Origin of the sequence: Paraburkholderia phosphatilytica, from assembly GCF_003443895.1 — a bacterium.
GTDB lineage: Bacteria > Pseudomonadota > Gammaproteobacteria > Burkholderiales > Burkholderiaceae > Paraburkholderia > Paraburkholderia phosphatilytica.
The window spans coordinates 25,292-41,298 of record NZ_QQOA01000012.1; the positions used below are offsets into that span (position 1 = coordinate 25,292).

At 65.0% G+C, this 16,007-nt stretch carries 14 protein-coding genes; 6 read left to right on the top strand and 8 right to left on the bottom strand.

The features are described from left to right. Position 1: 1 nt before the first annotated feature. Positions 2–1,351: a hypothetical protein gene (locus DVS29_RS14895; protein WP_118181239.1), complete on the bottom strand. Its 1,350-nt coding sequence runs from the start codon at positions 1,349–1,351 to the stop codon at positions 2–4. Positions 1,352–1,883: 532 nt separating this feature from the next. Between DVS29_RS14895 and DVS29_RS38130 the strand changes: the two genes are divergently transcribed. Next, positions 1,884–2,006 (top strand): hypothetical protein, encoded by a 123-nt coding sequence (locus DVS29_RS38130; RefSeq protein WP_276314304.1) that lies wholly within the window; start codon positions 1,884–1,886, stop codon positions 2,004–2,006. Between the two features lie 14 nt (positions 2,007–2,020). Here the strand turns inward: DVS29_RS38130 and DVS29_RS14900 are convergent, their stop codons facing one another. Together DVS29_RS14900 and DVS29_RS14905 are read right to left on the bottom strand one after the other, a co-directional pair. Next, positions 2,021–3,784, bottom strand: a complete 1,764-nt coding sequence (locus DVS29_RS14900) for a GGDEF domain-containing protein (RefSeq protein ID WP_240655628.1) — start codon at positions 3,782–3,784, stop codon at positions 2,021–2,023. Positions 3,785–4,434: 650 nt separating this feature from the next. Continuing rightward, a complete protein-coding gene (locus DVS29_RS14905; RefSeq protein WP_118181241.1) occupies positions 4,435–4,770 on the bottom strand; it encodes a DUF4148 domain-containing protein in 336 nt (111 codons plus the stop codon). Between the two features lie 347 nt (positions 4,771–5,117). Here DVS29_RS14905 and DVS29_RS14910 point away from each other — a divergent pair, with 347 nt between their 5' ends. Both DVS29_RS14910 and DVS29_RS14915 read left to right on the top strand, forming a co-directional pair. Then, on the top strand, positions 5,118–5,504 hold the full coding sequence (locus DVS29_RS14910) for a DUF3175 domain-containing protein (protein WP_118181414.1): 387 nt from the start codon (positions 5,118–5,120) through the stop codon (positions 5,502–5,504). Positions 5,505–5,605: 101 nt separating this feature from the next. Next, positions 5,606–6,268, top strand: a complete 663-nt coding sequence (locus DVS29_RS14915; protein WP_118181242.1) for a phosphoribosyltransferase — start codon at positions 5,606–5,608, stop codon at positions 6,266–6,268. 129 nt (positions 6,269–6,397) lie between these two features. Here the strand turns inward: DVS29_RS14915 and galU are convergent, their stop codons facing one another. The 3 genes from galU to DVS29_RS14930 form a co-directional block, all read right to left on the bottom strand. Next, positions 6,398–7,294, bottom strand: coding sequence for a UTP--glucose-1-phosphate uridylyltransferase GalU (gene galU, locus DVS29_RS14920; RefSeq protein ID WP_118181243.1), 897 nt, complete (start codon positions 7,292–7,294; stop codon positions 6,398–6,400). A gap of 551 nt (positions 7,295–7,845) precedes the next feature. Beyond that, a complete protein-coding gene (locus DVS29_RS14925; RefSeq protein WP_420816109.1) occupies positions 7,846–10,122 on the bottom strand; it encodes an NHL repeat-containing protein in 2,277 nt (758 codons plus the stop codon). 76 nt (positions 10,123–10,198) lie between these two features. Continuing rightward, positions 10,199–10,495 carry a YciI-like protein gene (locus DVS29_RS14930; protein WP_118181416.1) on the bottom strand — a complete coding sequence of 99 codons (297 nt, stop codon included), beginning with the start codon at positions 10,493–10,495 and terminating at the stop codon, positions 10,199–10,201. Between the two features lie 318 nt (positions 10,496–10,813). On the opposite strand from DVS29_RS14930, the gene DVS29_RS14935 reads away from it, so the two are divergent. The 3 genes from DVS29_RS14935 (at position 10,814) to DVS29_RS14945 (ending at position 12,965) form a co-directional block, all read left to right on the top strand. After that, positions 10,814–11,137, top strand: coding sequence for a PsiF family protein (locus DVS29_RS14935; RefSeq protein ID WP_420816110.1), 324 nt, complete (start codon positions 10,814–10,816; stop codon positions 11,135–11,137). 339 nt (positions 11,138–11,476) lie between these two features. After that, positions 11,477–11,935 (top strand): hypothetical protein, encoded by a 459-nt coding sequence (locus DVS29_RS14940; RefSeq protein WP_118181244.1) that lies wholly within the window; start codon positions 11,477–11,479, stop codon positions 11,933–11,935. 439 nt (positions 11,936–12,374) lie between these two features. Beyond that, positions 12,375–12,965 carry a BPSL1445 family SYLF domain-containing lipoprotein gene (locus DVS29_RS14945; protein WP_118181245.1) on the top strand — a complete coding sequence of 197 codons (591 nt, stop codon included), beginning with the start codon at positions 12,375–12,377 and terminating at the stop codon, positions 12,963–12,965. A gap of 85 nt (positions 12,966–13,050) precedes the next feature. Here DVS29_RS14945 and DVS29_RS14950 read toward each other — a convergent pair whose 3' ends face one another. After that, positions 13,051–14,118 carry a glycosyltransferase family 4 protein gene (locus tag DVS29_RS14950; protein ID WP_118181246.1) on the bottom strand — a complete coding sequence of 356 codons (1,068 nt, stop codon included), beginning with the start codon at positions 14,116–14,118 and terminating at the stop codon, positions 13,051–13,053. Between the two features lie 459 nt (positions 14,119–14,577). After that, positions 14,578–15,975, bottom strand: a complete 1,398-nt coding sequence (gene otsA / locus DVS29_RS14955) for an alpha,alpha-trehalose-phosphate synthase (UDP-forming) (RefSeq protein WP_118181247.1) — start codon at positions 15,973–15,975, stop codon at positions 14,578–14,580. Positions 15,976–16,007 lie beyond the last annotated feature (32 nt).

A 16,007-nucleotide genomic window follows, 5' to 3' on the forward strand; every position in this document is an offset into this window, starting at 1 on the left:
ATCAGGCGGTCATCTGCGACATCGGCGCGGGACCGGCCGCAACGGCGTCGTTAGCGGCCGGCGCATCCGAGTCGCTCGACGACTCCCCCGCGGTGCCTCCTTCGAGCGCTTCGAGCACGCCCTTCAGCACCTTGCCGCCGATGTCGTGGTGGAAAATCCACACGCCGTAGATGCGGCCGCGGAACGCCGCCTCGCTGCCGATCTGCGCATCGGGCCGGAAACCCGAGCCCAGCCCGAACGAGAACAGCCCCGGCACGACATCGCCGTACACGTCGAACGGCCGGCCGGTCGGGTCCGACACGAGCCCGCCCTGACCGAACTGCAGCGGAATCGGCGCGCCTCGGCGGTCGTTCAGCGACGGCAGGTTCGGACCGTAGCCCGCCCCATGCACGACCGCGATCGAATCGGCGAGACACTCCGCCGCGCGCTGCCGCGCCGCTTCGCCGCTACCCACCTCGATCAGCTCCACCGGCGGCTTCATGCCCGGCACCTTGCCCGTCGCCATGATCGAACGCGCGACGTCGAACGCGCGGTAGCGTAGCCCGCTCGAACGGTTCACGCGCTTCGTGACCGGACAGATGTCGTTGGCTTCGTCGATCGCATAGCCGTGCTCGCGCGCGAGCTCCGCGGTCTCGAAGAACAGGCGGATCGCCGAGCGGTGCACGACGGCGATCTCATCGATGCCGACGCAACCAAGTTCAGTTGCCAGCCGGTCGACCACCGAGAACGCGCTGTGCGCGCCGCCGATCACCGTGACGCGCTTGCGGCGTTCGCTCTGCCCCGCTTCCGCGAGCCGCGCGAAAACCGGCGCGAACGTGCCGACGAGTTGCGCAGTGTTGCAGCTCAGCAGTTCGTCGGACGTGAAGCGTTCGGCGTCGGGACCCGGCGCGGGCAGACCGAGCCCGTCGCACAGGCTGTCGATTTCCGCCGTGCGCTGCATGCCGCCGAAATTCATCACGACCGTTTCGCTCGACACCGACAGCGGCAGACCCTTCGGATCGTTGAGGTCGCGATACACGATGTCGTAGCCGCCTTCCGCACGGCGCTGCAGCGTATCCACTTCGTAGCCGCGCAGCACGGTGACGTCGTAGTGCGCGACGAGATGCGCGATCAGCCGCTCGGCCGCGAGCGCGAGCAGGTCGCCCGCATCGCGCAGTTGCGGCGCGCCGTCGCCGGCGGCGACCATACAGCGATGCAGCGGCGAGAAGTTGCGGATGTCGTCGAACAGGGTTTCGAGCGTTTCGTGTTCGAGGCACGCGAGAAAGGTTTTGCCAACGGAGTTACCGACGACGTTTGCATAATCGCCCAGTTTTCCCGAACCCAGCCAAGATCGCTTGTCGATAATCAGCAATCCTTTCCTGGCGATATCGGCCAGCTTTCCCGATTTGAATGCGTGAAAAAGGAAACCCATCCCCGCCGGTCCCGCTCCGAGGATCGCGCACGAAAATTCTCGCCGGGAGCCCTGCATACGCGTCGGTACGTACAGTTCCAGATTTTTCATGTGGTCGATTGATTCTTCAGGCAGACAGTCAAATGGCTGGCTGGGGGATGCTCGGCAATCCGCATCCTGCAATGGCGCGCCAGCGCCCCTGTGGAACCTTCAGTGGGATCCAGTGCTGCCAAGATGACGCGCCGTAGAGGCACGCTCTGTACGGTTGCGTACCGAGTCCCAGGGCGTCGTTTTTTGCGCACAGGTGCCTGAAATTCGCGATCTGCCGCGCCGGCGCTCGCAATCAGCGCGGTTAGCGTGCAATTGCCGGACGATTCGAGATGCTTTGTATCGCCTGTATCTATTTCTTACTCATATTTACAGGTGAAATCTCGCAAAACGCGTTGTCCGCGATTGTCCGCGCATTGTCCTGATTCAAACGGAAATCGCGTTTATGAAAATGAAAGCACGCACCTGCGCGACGATTTCCGCTAAAGCGAATTCGCGCGATGCGATTATCTTCGAGCGCGCAGTCGAATCAACTGTTGGGTTCGATCAGGAATACTGCCGTATTTGAAACGGATGGTGTTTTCAGAGCGACACTTCAGACGGTTCGACCGGCTCCGCTTCGACGCGGTCGCGTCCCGCGAGCTTCGCACGATACAGCAGGCCATCGGCGCGCCTGAGCAGCGCTTCGAGGCGCGGTTCGTCCGCGCGCAACGCGAACGCGACGCCGAAGCTCGCCGTCATGCGCACTTCGCCGCCCTGCTCGACGGTCAGGCGCGTCGTGGAGAGACGGTCGCGCAGCCGGTGCGCCATCTCGATCGCGAGTTCCGGCTTCGCGACGCCTACCAGCACCGCGAACTCCTCGCCGCCGATCCGCGCGACGATGTCGTTCCTGCGCCAGGTCTCGCGGCACAGGTCGGCGACCTTCTGCAGCGCGCGGTCGCCGGTTGCGTGACCATGCGTGTCGTTGATGCGCTTGAAGTGGTCGACGTCGAACATCACCAGCGCGAGCCACGGGTCGGGCGCGCATCGATCGACACAGCGGTCGGCGCACGCGGCGCGCGCACGGATCTCAAACGCGCGGCGGTTGTAGAGCTGGGTCAGCGAATCCGTGTCGGCCATCGTGCGCAGTTCGCCGATCAACCGGTAGCGTTCGAGCTCGAGCTTCGTGCGTTCGATGTCGCTCGTCTTCAGCACGTCGATCGCTTCGAACAGTGCGCGGATCTCGCCGCGATACACGTAGCTCGGCACGTCGATCGCATGGTCGCCGAGCGCGATCGCGCGGATCACGCGCGCGGCCTCCGAGAACGGCCGCACGATGTGCTCACGGAACATCCACACGAGCCACACCAGTCCGACCAGAAACGCCCACGCGAACGCGCAGGTGCCGAGCAGCAGTTCGAGCTGGAATTCGCGATGCGCGCGGATTTCGTGGTCGGACAGATCGAGCACTTCGTTGCGGAAATCGACGATCGGCCGCATCAGCGGCACATAGGTGAGCGCGAACGCTCGCGTCGAGATGCCCGCGCCTTGCGGACGCCGCGCGAGCACGCGGACCTTCGCGACATACGCTTCGCCGTCGCCGAAATACACGCGGTTCAAGGTCGGATACGCGCCCGCGGTGAGCGCCGGATGCGCGTCGACGTGCGGCTCCATCAACTCGCGCAGACGGTCGATGCCGCCCTGCGTGCGCTCGATCGCGAATTCTTCGTCTTCGGTCAACGCGCGTTGCGAAGCGAGGGCCGGCGTGAAGCGCGAGCCGAGCAGCCCCGCCTGCTCACGCAGCGTCGCCGCCAGCCGCGCGATCACGATGCAGTTCACCGCGGCCGGATCGCCCTTCACGGCGCCGATGCCGCCTTCGTCGGTGATCGGGTCGAGCAGCGGCACCAGCGCGACCATCTGGTCCACCGCGCCCGCGATCGCCGCGGTCTTGCGCTCCGCGCGAGGCTGCCGCGCGAGCGCGTCCACATTCGCACGCGCCGCGGCCAGTTCCGTCCGCAACTGTTGCAGCTGGCGCCGCTCCGCCGCGCAGTTCGCGCAATGCGACGCGTCGAGCTGCGCGTCGAGCGTGGCGATGGCTGAGTCGGACGCACGGCGCGCGGCGTCGAGCGCGTTGACTGCCGCGGGCGAAATGGGCAGCGCTTCGCCGAGCATGCCGTTGGTCGGGCCGCGCTCGAACGAGATCTTTTCCATCACGACGAGCGCGCCGCGGAAGGTCTGGAACGCGACGAGACCTTGGTTGGCCTCGGAAAACGCCCGCCACTGATGACTCAACAGCCAGCCGCTCAGCACGACGAGCGGGATGCCGATCGCCGCGGCGATCGCCCCGAAACGCCGATCGATCGACATGGCTGAGGAGACAGTTTTAAGCATTGAAAATTTAACGTTGCCTGACCGTGCGTGTTTCAATCAAACAACAGTTTTCTCGTCGTACGAATTTGTTCTGGCGCCAGACATGGCATAGCCACGCCGTGGCGCGCATCGTGCACACCAGCGAGTGTTTCAGGGATCGAACAGCGGACGTGTCTCGCGCGCCGTGCCGGCGCGGGGAAGAAAGCCTTTTTGAGACCTGCCGGGTTACGCGCGACAACACCGCGACATTGGGGTGCTTGAGCGAAGACGCGGGCTGCACCTCGATGCGACGAGGCAATCTACCACAGACCAGCGCATTTTCAGGATGGAAGCCGGGCGAAAAACACGGGCTGAAGCGCCCTGTCTTTTCACTGGCGTGACACGCGAGTTTGTCGCGGAGTTTGTCGCTGTGCACGTGAATCAAACGTCTGCGGAAAGCCGCATCGTACAACGCACAACAACGCGTACTGCGCGCAAAAAACGCCCAGTCCAGACGGGCTGGGCGAAGCCACCGGAAACCGGCGGCGGAGGTTTTCTATTCCATGTTCTCGACGCCGCGGCGAGCGAGCGCCGGGATCATCGGACGCCAGCGCGTCGATATCAGCGTCAGCGCTCGCCGGCATTGGCTGCCGGCGAGCAGCCGTTGCTTAGTGGCCGAAAAACACCGACTGGTTGTCCGGCGCAGCCGACGTCGGTGCGGCGATCGGCGCAACCGCAGCGCCCGATTGCGACGAGCCGTTCATGGCCGGGCCGTAGCTGCTGTTCTGCGTACCGTACTTCGCGGCAACGCGGGCTTCGGCGGCCTGGATGTCGGCCGGGTAGTCTTCGTCGTTCGAGATCGACGGGTTGTAGCCGACCGATTCGAGTTGTTGCAGTTCAGTGCGGATCTGTGCGCGGGTGACCGGCTGGTTCGATTGAGCGAACGACACGGCCGGGATGGCGAACACAGCAGCGATAGCGACAGCCTTGATCAGCGATTTCATGATGCATACCTCCAACGATTGTTGTGACGGTGTAGCAAATCCGTTTGTCTACATGCCGTTGGAATCACTTTAGGCCAGTTTTTCTCTAGGGTTAATACCTATCTCAAAAATTCACTGTTATCGAAACCGGCACAATCGGGTCGACTCGTGGATCACCGGCACCTCACCGGTTTTGCGGGTGCGGCAACCCTCCGGCAACCCGTTTGGGTATCCCGCTTGCGGCATTCATGGATCGCGTACGCGAGCGCAACCGACGCGCGCCCGTCCGCTCATTGATGCGTCGCGCGCCATTCGACGCGGCTCATGACGCAGTTCATGCGGCCATCCAGATCCACGAGGGGTTCACCATGCCAGCCAGCCGATCCACCCACCCCACCGCGCGCAAGCGCGCCGGTCATCCGCCGCGGCAACGCCACACGCAGGCGCACGCGCACCGCCAGCGCGTCCAGCCGCGCGCAGCCGTGAGTTCGCGCCGCTGGTCCGCGTCCGTCAACGAACGCAGCGACGCGATGGACGTCGAGAAGGACATCTTCAAGACGGGCAGCGCGAGCGAGATCGCGCAGTCGTTGAAGCGTTCGTCGGAGCGCAGCCGGCGCCGCAAAGGGACGCCGTTTCAGTCCGCGATGTCGATGCTCAACTTCTACATCAACCGCGCGGGCCGCAATCTGCCGAAGACGCGTCGCGCAACGCTTCAGCAGGCGAAGAAAGAACTGCGCAGCGCATTCAGGCGCTGACGCGGTCATGCAAACCGCCGCGAGCACGCGTGCCGCGCGAGTGGCACACTGGGCGAACCGATGATCGATCGCTCGCCGCGTTCGCGGCATGCAGGTGTGCGATGGACTGGGAACGACCTTTCGCGAACCGCGCCGATGCCGGGCGCGAACTCGCCCGATTGCTGACGCATTACGCGGCACGCAGCGACGTCATCGTGCTCGCGTTGCCGCGCGGCGGTGTGCCTGTGGCCTTCGAAGTAGCGAAAGCGCTGGCCGCGCCGCTCGATCTCCTCGTCGTGCGCAAGCTCGGTGTGCCGTACCAGCCGGAACTCGCGATGGGCGCGATCGCGTCCGGCGGCGCGCTGTACGTGGATCGGCATCTCGTGCGCGACGCATGCGTCGATACCGCGCAGTTCGACGCGGTGCTCGCGCGCGAACGCGGCGAGCTTGCACGGCGCGAAGCGCAGTATCGCGGCACTCGCGCGCCGCTGGCCGTCGCGGACCGCGTGGCGATCGTCGTCGACGACGGCATGGCGACAGGCGCATCGCTGCGCGCGGCCGCACTGGCGTTGCGCGCGCGTGGTGAGACCGATCGCCCCGTGAAGATCGTCGCCGCGTTGCCGGTTGCGCCGTATAGCGCGGCGGCTCGCATCGGCGATACCGTCGACGAGTTCGTGTGTGTGAAAACGCCGATGCGCTTCATCAGCGTCGGGCAGTACTACGTCGATTTCCAGCAGACCGAGGACGACGAAGTGCGCGCGCTGCTCGATGCCGCGCGGTGCTAGATCGACTGGCATCAACTGCCATCAGCCTGCGACTGCGATCCGGTTAGCTCGGAAAACAAAAACGCGGCGACTGCATCGCAGCCGCCGCGTTTCCAGTGGTACGCGCAACGAATCCGCTAAATCGCCCGCTCAGGCCGCCTTCGGCATGGTCTGCGAGGCCGCGAGATAGTCCTGCAGATACGCTTCGAAATCGGCTCGCACTTCCGGGTGGCGCAGCGCGAACTCCACCGTCGCCTTCAGGTAGCCGAGCTTGCTGCCGCAGTCGAAACGCGTGCCGTGGTAGCGATACGCGAGCACCTGCTGTTCGGTGAGGAGCGACTGCAGCGCGTCCGTCAATTGCAGTTCGCCGCCCGCGCCCGGCTTCAGCGCGCGGATGTGATCGAAGATGGTCGGCATCAGCACGTAGCGGCCCACCACGCCGAGGTTCGACGGCGCGACGTCCGGCGCCGGCTTCTCGACGATGCCCGACAGCTTGACGATGTCCTTCTCCCACTCCTTGCCGTCGACGATGCCGTACGACTTCGTTTCCGACGGCGGGATCTGTTCGACGCCGATCACCGAGCTGTGATAGTGGTTGAACGTATCCACGAGCTGCTTCATCACCGGCGTCTTGCTGTACAGCAGGTCGTCCGCGAGGATCACGGCGAACGGATCGTCGCCGACCAGCTTTTCCGCGCACAGCACCGCGTGACCGAGACCGAGCGCTTCGGCCTGGCGCACATAGAAGCAGTCGACGTGCGAAGGCTTGATCGAGCGCACCAGTTCCAGCAGCTTCTGCTTGCCGCGCGCTTCGAGCTCGGCCTCGATCTCGTACGATTTGTCGAAGTGGTCTTCGATCGCGCGCTTGCTGCGTCCCGTCACGAAGATCATCTCCGTGATGCCGGCCGCGATCGCTTCTTCGACCGCGTACTGGATCAACGGCTTGTCGACGATCGGCAGCATTTCCTTCGGGCTCGCCTTGGTGGCGGGCAGGAATCGCGTACCGAGGCCTGCCACAGGAAACACTGCTTTGGTGACTTTGAGCATGGTATCTATTCCCTCTGGGTTGAATGGGCGGAAGGGAGAATTGAGGCGTCGCGTGACAGCAACGCCGCACTGCAAAAAAGCCTACCAGAAAAAATTAGCATCCTATTCATCTGATTGATGTTTACCCCGCATTTCGCGTTTCACGATGTGTAGAGTTGTTACAAGGTGAAACTCAAACGGGATGATTTACGCCGACCATTTAAATGGCGGCACAAATTTCCCCCAACCGACATTTCCGCCCGCATGTCAAGCGGGTACGACACACAACGCAGAAAAAGCCTGAAAACAGGGCGTTTTTTCTGCATAGCGGGCAGCCGGTAACTCATGCGATTTCGCGACGAACTGAAGCCTCTGCGCAAGCGTTTTTCGCTTTAATGAAATTGATCTGTTAATCGGCTTTTATTTTTCACTGCATTTATCTTATTGACGATATAGCGATCCGATTAGCCGTTCAGGCGAAAACGCCATGCATGCGCAAAGCGAAATGCGCACGCTGGTGCAGCCGCAGCAAAACCACCCGACGCGTTCACGGATGCGCGCGCAGGCGGCGCTCAGGCATGCGGCTTCCAGCGGTACACCAGCACCTTGCCGCGCGCGTCTTCCTCGACAAAGATCAGGTACTCGCCATTGGCCTCGCGATGCGCGCTGATCGCATTCGGCACGTCGATCCAGCCCGACGTGCGACCCACTTCCGGGCCAGGGCGGAACGTTCCTACCTCGGCGCCGCTCGCGCGGTCGAACACGTGCACCGTCGCGGCCGGTTCGACGACGAAGATGTATTGCCCTTCCACGGTGAGCGCAAGGCTCGTCAACGCGGGCGTCGCACCGGTCTGCCACGGCAGCGCGATCGCATAGCGCAGCACCGGACTGCCGCTCGACCAGTGGTCGTAGCGCGCGAGCACGCGCCCTGCCTCTTTCCAGTACGACGGATCGAACGGCGCGTCGCGCGTGTAGCCGGTCACGTAGAGCGAGTCGTCCTGTGCGTCGTAGATGGCGCGGCGCACGCTCGTGAACGGCGCCGGCACCGTGTACGCGACCATGTCCGCGTACGAGTAGACCGGGTTACCGTGCGCATCGAGCCCGCCGAACCGCAGCCGGTAGATCGCGCGATCGACGGTGCGCCAGATGTCGCCGTGCTCGTCGACCCACCAGCCCCAGCCGCCCGCGAGTTTCGGCGCGCTGACGTTCTGCGTGAACTCGTCCGCCGAAAAACCGCCGTCGCCGTTGAGGTCGCGCCACAGCCACTCGCCGCCCGGCGGCGCATGCGGCACCCGCGCGACGGCTTCCGCGCCGCCCGCGATGAAGCCCGACGGAATCGCCGTCTCGCCGTCATGCGCGGGATCGAAGCGGTAGATCTTCAGGTGGTCCGCGTACATGTCGGTGAGGAACAGGAACGTGTGCCCCCTCAGCGAGCGCGCGATCGGCTGGCCTGGATAGTCGTCGGTGTAGAAGACCGGGTCGTCGGGATAGCGGAACCGGTTCGACAGCAGCCCGACCCAGGTCCAGTCGTGCCCGGGCGGCTTCGACAGGTCCAGCACGAAGCGCTTGTTGCCGGTGTACACGCTGTCCGGGCGCGCCGGGTCCATCCACGCGCCATCGACGAACAGGAGCCCTTCGACCTGCCAGCGCAGCGTGCCGTCCGGCGCGAAGCTCGCGAGCGTCGCGCCGGTGCCGTTCGCGATCGTGCCGTAGCGCGAACCGCTGCCGTTGCACGCAACGTAGATGTTCCCCGCCGCATCGACACCGACGCCCGACGGCCCGTCGAAGCGCAGCGGCCCAGGCTTGCCCGGCACGCCGCCGAAGATGCCGCCCGCTTCGCCCAGTGTGCCGGTCAACTCGAAGCGCCCTTCGCGGCGGGCGAAGATCAGGATCTGCTGGCGCGGGCCGTTGTCGGCGACCAGCACGCGGTCCGCTGAATCGACCGTTAGATCCGTCGCGATCGTATCGGCGGGCAGCGTCAGCGTGTCGGGCAGCGCGTTGCCTTGCGCGTCGAAATGCGCGACACGCGGTATTTCATGCGGGCCCGCGCTGGTCAACGCCCACACGGTGCCGTCGGGGCCCAGCGCGAGACGCCCGGGCCGGCGCACCGGCCACGTGCCGAGACGCGCGAGCGTCTCCGCGTCGTAGCGCTCGATCCGGTCGTGCGCGGTGTTCGCGACATAGAGCGTGCTGTCCGATGCAGCGAGACCGCCTGCGTCGGGGCCGGGCGCGTTCGCATCCGGCGTGCTGCCGGCGGGCGGGCCGAGCTGGTCGTTGATGCGCAGGAACGCGGCGGCGAGCTGCGAATGTTCGTCGTAGGCGACGTCGGGCAGGCGGAACGTCGCGGCCTTCGACACGTCGTCGACTTCGCGGCGCGACACGCCGAACCACGTGTGGCCCTTCGGCGGCGTCACGCCGGGCGCGAACACGCGGCCGCCGTCGCTGCTGACGCTCACGCCGAGATACGCATAGCGATGGTTGACGGCCACCGCGAGACCGCCGCTGTTGCCCCAGCCATGCGTGCCGCCCGCCACGCGCAGCACCTTGCCGTTCTGGTAGACGCTCGCTTCGGCGCCGCTCTCGTCCCACGGCGAATTCGTGAACACCCGGCCGTCCGGCGTGACCGCGATGTCGGTGATATTGATCTGCGTCCAGCTGCCGTCGCCGAAGCCGAACGTGTTGCCGATCCATGACGTCGTCACATCGAGCGCGGGCGGCGCAGACGCCGCGTCCGCACCGAGCGCGCACCAGCCGGCGGCAACCAGCGCGCCGGCGGCTAACGCGGCCGCCCAGCACCGCACTGCCCGCGACACCACCTGCGGCACACGCGGCCGAATTCCGAACGCCAAGCGCTTCTCCCCGTTCAACACGCGTCACGCGCGCGATGCGGCGTGCGGCGGCTGCAATCGCAATGTTGTGTGGTGCTCAGCGCACCGGCGTGGACGCGGTCTCGCCAGCGACCGTGGTCCACGGCCGCACGCGCCAGCGCGTAACGAGACCGGCGAGTACGTATGGATCGTTCTTCGCGAACGCTTCGGCAGCGGCAGGACTGTCGCCCGTGAACAGCAGGATCGCGTTGTCGGTCGGATCCGCGAGCGCGCCGCCCAGCACGAGCTCGCCGCGATCGGCCGCGGCCCATGCGGCCGCGAGATGCGCTGCCCGATACTCGCCGCGGCGTTGCAGGTAGTCGTCGGTGAGATCGTAGATCAGCAGGTAATGCATCGAAGTCTCCTTGAAGATTGCGCCGCGCGATGCGTCGATCGGCACGCACAGCCGCAGACGAACACAGACGAATACGGGCGAACTCGATGGTACGTCATCGGCGCCGCTTTCCAAGGGGAAACCCCTGGCGCCATGTGCGTCAACCGACACAGACGTTCACCCGTTCTCACGGAAAGCTTTCATCATGATGTGTGGAAAACTCCGATGAAAGTCTGCTGTAGCCGTTGCGCCTGACCCGATGCATCCGCTGGACCTGCATGAGCCGCTGTCGAGTCGTTCTCCCCAACCGTTGTGTCTGACACCGAAGAGGAAAGTCCCATGAAGATCCAGTCCGTCCAGCCCATCCAGCTTCAAGCCGCCGTCGCCGCGTTCGCCCTCGTCGGCTTCCTCGCATCGGCGCCCACGTTCGCACAGAACAGCCAGCAGTCGAAGATGACCACCTGCAACCAGCAGGCCGGCGACAAGAAAGGCGACGACCGCAAGGCGTTCATGAAGGATTGTCTGTCGGCGAAACCCGCGGCCGCCGCCGCGCCGATGACCCAGCAGCAGAAGATGACCGCCTGCAACCAGCAGGCCGCCGGCAAGAAAGGCGACGACCGCAAGGCGTTCATGAAGACGTGTCTGAGCAACAAGGCGGGTTGATCCGCGGGTTGATCTCGGGTCGACCAGATCCGCGATCGATCGAAGCGCCAGCGCCCGGTTGCCGGTACGGTGACCGGGCGCTGCGTTTTTCCGCCGTCCTTTTCATGATCGCGCGAGCGAACCCGTCGCGCCGACACCCTCCCGCGTACAACGATCCGCCGCTGATCGCGCACCTTCCACGCGTTCGCTCGCGGCGCGCATCGCCTACGGGCTTGCCGTGCGGCAAAGCGCACTGTTTTCTTCTATGATGGCTGCGTACGCGGCCCACCCCACTAAAACTATGCGCCATCGGGCCGCGGTCTTGTCGTTGATGCCGGCGTGCATCGAACGGAGGCAGGGATGGCATGGAGACACAAGAACCGCTGGTTCCGGCGATGGCTCGTCGTCATCGTGTTCTGGCTGGTGCCGGTGCTGATCGTCGCGGTACGTGAGATTCAGGAAGAGATGGCGTACAACACCGTCGATCTGAACAACGCGCTGACGACATGGGACTTCACCGACGCGCAACGCGCCGCCGGTGCTCCCGCGCGCTGTCATGGGAAGCCTGACGATGCGCGCGCGGCCGGCTGCCCCGCCGATGTGCTCTCCGCCAACGCGCAACGCCAGCAGGAAGCGATCGACCTCTATGCGCTGCGCCGCGCGACGCTCTACGGTTATCTGTGGCACGCGTTCGTCGGCTACTGGATCGTGCCGGCTGCCGTGCTGTTCGGCATCGGCGTCGTGATCGGCGGCATCCGGCGCGCGCTGCGCCGGCCGCCGGTGAAGCCCGCTACCACCAACGCCGACACGCCGCACTGAACCGGTTGCTGGGGGCACCCTCAGCAGGCCGGTTCGTTCGCGCCATCATCCGCAAATCGTTCGCGAACCGTCTGTGAGGCGCAACACTCGCGTGCGCCCGCCTTGCTTTCCATCTACTTTCATCCAGCGCTGTTCGAGCGAGCCAGATCGGTAGAAATGGCCTGGCGCGCACCGCTTCGAACGCGTCGCGGTGCCTCCGAAAATACGCATCCGAACCCGTTCGGGCACTCCACGTGCTACGCCTGAAGCGGGCTTTCCAGCGTGTGCGCGCCGGGTCAAAGTTACCGGACCGCTTTTGGCCGCCGCCCGCAGAACCAAGCCAGGCAAGGCTTTCACCCGGTGCAGCCGACACGTTGTTTCGCAATCCGTGTGTTATAACCTGATTGTCGGTCTGCTCGAAACACTGGGCACATCCCAGAATTTACGACGGAGAACAACGATGCAAAGACGAAATTTCATGCTGAAGTCCGCGGGCCTGGTGGCTTTCGGCGGGCTTACGCTCGCGGGCTGCACGACCACCAGCGAACAGCACTCGGCCACGAACGAGAGCAACACGTCAAAGCGCCAGTCGATCAACTCGAACGTCGACACGACGATGTCGCGCCTCTACACGACCGTCAGCGGCTCGCGTGAACTCGTTGCGAAGGCGCGCGGCGTGCTCGTGTTCCCGTCGATCTACCAGGCGGGCTTCATCGTCGGCGGCCAGTATGGCGAAGGCTCGCTGCGCGTGGGCGGCGCGACGGTCGGCTACTACAGCACCGTATCGGGTTCGTTCGGCCTGCAGGCAGGCGCACAGTCGAAGGCGATGATCTTCCTGTTCATGACGCAGGATGCGCTCGACAAATTCCGCAGCTCGGACGGCTGGGCGGTGGGCGGCGACGCGTCGGTCGCGCTGGTGAAGATGGGTGCGAACGGCGCCGTCGATTCGAACACCGCAACGGCGCCGGTGGAAGTATTCGTGCTGACCAACGCGGGTTTGATGGGCGACCTGTCGCTGCAGGGCACGAAGGTTTCGCGCCTGAACATCTGAGTCCGGCGGGAGCCGGATACCGGTACGCGGTGCGCACCCGCACCGCGTACCGCCCGCTGCATGACCTGAACTAACCGCGTCGGCCTTACTGCGTCGACGCGTCGATCACCTTGAAGCGCGAGCGCTTCTGCGCGCGGATCACCTTCTGGTAGACCTCGAGGTACTCGCGCGCCATCCGGTGCGACGTGAAGCGCTCCTCGAAGCGTCTGCGCACGCCCGCGCGCGGCACCTTGTTCAACCGGTTGATCGCGGCCACCGCGCCGATCTCGTCCTCGACGATGAAGCCCGAGATGCCGTCGTCGACCACCTCCGGCACCGAGCCGCGGTTGAACGCGATCACCGGCGTACCGCACGCCATCGCTTCGATCATCACGAGCCCGAACGGCTCCGGCCAGTCGATCGGAAACAGCAGTGCGTGCGCGCCCGAGAGAAACTCGGCCTTGCGATCGTCCGCGATTTCGCCGATGTATTCGACATACGGCAAATCGAAGAGCGGCTTGATTTCGCGCTCGAAGTATTCTTCGTCCGCGGCGTCGACCTTCGCGGCGATGCGAATGGGCAGCCCGCAGCGGCCCGCAATGCGGATCGCGGTATCGACGCGCTTTTCCGGCGAAATCCGACCGAGGAACGCGAGGTATTTCTGCTCGACCGGCTGCGGCGTGTACAGCTGCTCCGGCAGACCGTGATAGACCGTGGTCAGCCACTTCGCCTGCGGCAACGGCTGACGTTGCGCGTTCGAGATCGAGATCACGGGTGCGGTGTTGAAGGTGTCGAACACCGGCTGCTGCTCGGGCAGATCGAGCCGCCCATGCAACGTCGTGACGAACGGCGTGTCCTGGCGCTTGAAGACCGAGAACGAGTAGTAGTCCATGTGGAAATGGAGCACGTCGAACTGGTCGGCCTTGCGCCGCACGAGCTCCATCAGCAGCATGTGCGGCGCGACGCGGTCGCGGATGCCCGGATCGAGCCGCAGCGCGCGCGGCCACACCGGCTCCAGCTTCGCGCTGGTCACGGAATCGCCGCTCGCGAACAGCGTGACGTCGTGGCCGAGGTCGACGAGCGCCTCGGTGATGTACGACACCGCGCGCTCGGTGCCGCCGTAGAGCTTCGGCGGCACGGATTCGGTCAACGGCGCGATCTGCGCAATTCTCATCGTGAGTCTCCATGAAGCGACGGCGCCGCGCGGGTTCACGCCGCATGCCCGCCGTACACCGATGGTGAACGAGTATGCCACGCGCACCGCTGGCCGATCGAAGGTCTCTGATGCAACGAACCCGCCGCAACGAACCCGCGGCAACGAACCGCGAATGTCCCGAGTGTGGGACGAACCTTTCAGAACGCCGTCATCTGCCCACGATTATTGTGCAAAACCCGGGCCCGCGGGCGACCTCTTTCACTTCCAGAGCGCTGTTACAGTCGGGAAACATCCCGCGATGCGCGGCCGCGACGGGCGTGGTGGCAGGCGGTCATTGCGCCGGCGCGACTCGACCTATGGTTTTCACCAGGCGAACGGGTCGATACCCGAAATAGCGAGCCGTTATCGTGCTGCGTCGCCGCGCGGCCCCGATGCCTATCGCATATAACCCGGCATACGGCATACCCCGTCGCCAGATCATGTGCGCGAGCGGGACGCCGGCACCGCCTGCAGATCGTGCAGGAACGAATCGCGCCAGACGCCGAGATCATTCCTGCGCAGCGCGTCCATGTTGGTCTCGTGGCGCGACCTGCGCTCGTCGAGCGGCATCGACAGCGCACGCTGCAGCGCCTCGCACACGCCGGCGGAATCGTGCGGGTTGACGAGCAGCGCGGCCGTCAGTTCGGCGGCCGCGCCGGCGAAGGTGGACAGCACCAGCACGCCGGGATCGTCGGGATTCTGCGCCGCTACGTACTCTTTCGCGACGAGATTCATCCCATCGTGCAACGGCGTGACGAAGCCCACCTGCGATTCGCGGAACAGCGACATCAGCTTCCAGCGGTCATAGCGCTGGTTCAGGTAGCGGATCGGCGTGTAGTCGAGGCCGGAGTATTTGCCGTTGATTCGTCCTGCTTCGTATTCGAGTTCCTGGCGGATCTGCTGATAGGTCACGACGTCCGAGCGCGTGGGCGGCGCGATCTGCACGAGCGTGACGTTGCCGCGCCATTCCGGCGAACGTTCGAGCAGGTGCTCGAACGCGCGGAAGCGCTCGACGAGTCCCTTCGAATAGTCGAGCCGGTCCACGCTCATGATCAGCTTGCGGCCTTCCAGGCTCTGCTTCAGCTCGAGCACATGCTGACGGCTCTCGTAGCGCTTCGCCTGTTCGGCGATCTCGTCGGGGAAGATGCCGATCCGGTACACGCCGGTGCGCAGCGTGCGGCCGAACGCTTCGACACGATTGTCCTGGTCGACCTTGCCGTGGGCGTGGCGCGTGATGTAGTCGTGAAACGCGGTCTGGTCGCTGGTGGTCTGGAAGCCGACGAGGTCGTAGCAGCACAGCGACTTCACCAGTTCCTCGTGCGGCGGAATGTTGATCAGGATCTGCGGCGCGGGAAACGGAATGTGCAGGAAGAAGCCGATCCGGTTCGTGACGCCTTCGGCACGCAACGCTTCGGCGAACGGCAGCAGGTGGTAGTCGTGCACCCAGATGTCGTCGTCCGGCTTCAGCAGCTTCATCAACCGGTGCGCGAGCCACGCGTTCACGCGCCGGTAGCCCGCGTATTCGATGCGCTCGTAGCACGCGAGATCATTGCGGTAGTGGAAGACCGGCCACAGCGTCGCGTTCGAGAAGCCGCGATAGTACTGGTCGTAGTCCTTGCGCGTCAGGCCGACGGTCGCGAACGTCACGTTGCCGTCCTGCTCGAGCGTCGGGCCCGCGTTCGCGACGGTCTCGCTCACCACGTCGCCGCTCCAGCCGAACCAGACGCCGCCCTTCTCCTTCAGCGCGCCGAATACGCCGACCGCGAGGCCGCCCGCGGAGCCCTTTGTTTCGGTTGGTGTGGCTACCCGGTTGGATACGACGATCAGCCGGCTCATCTCGGTTCCCCTCCCTGTTTTCATGCCGCGCG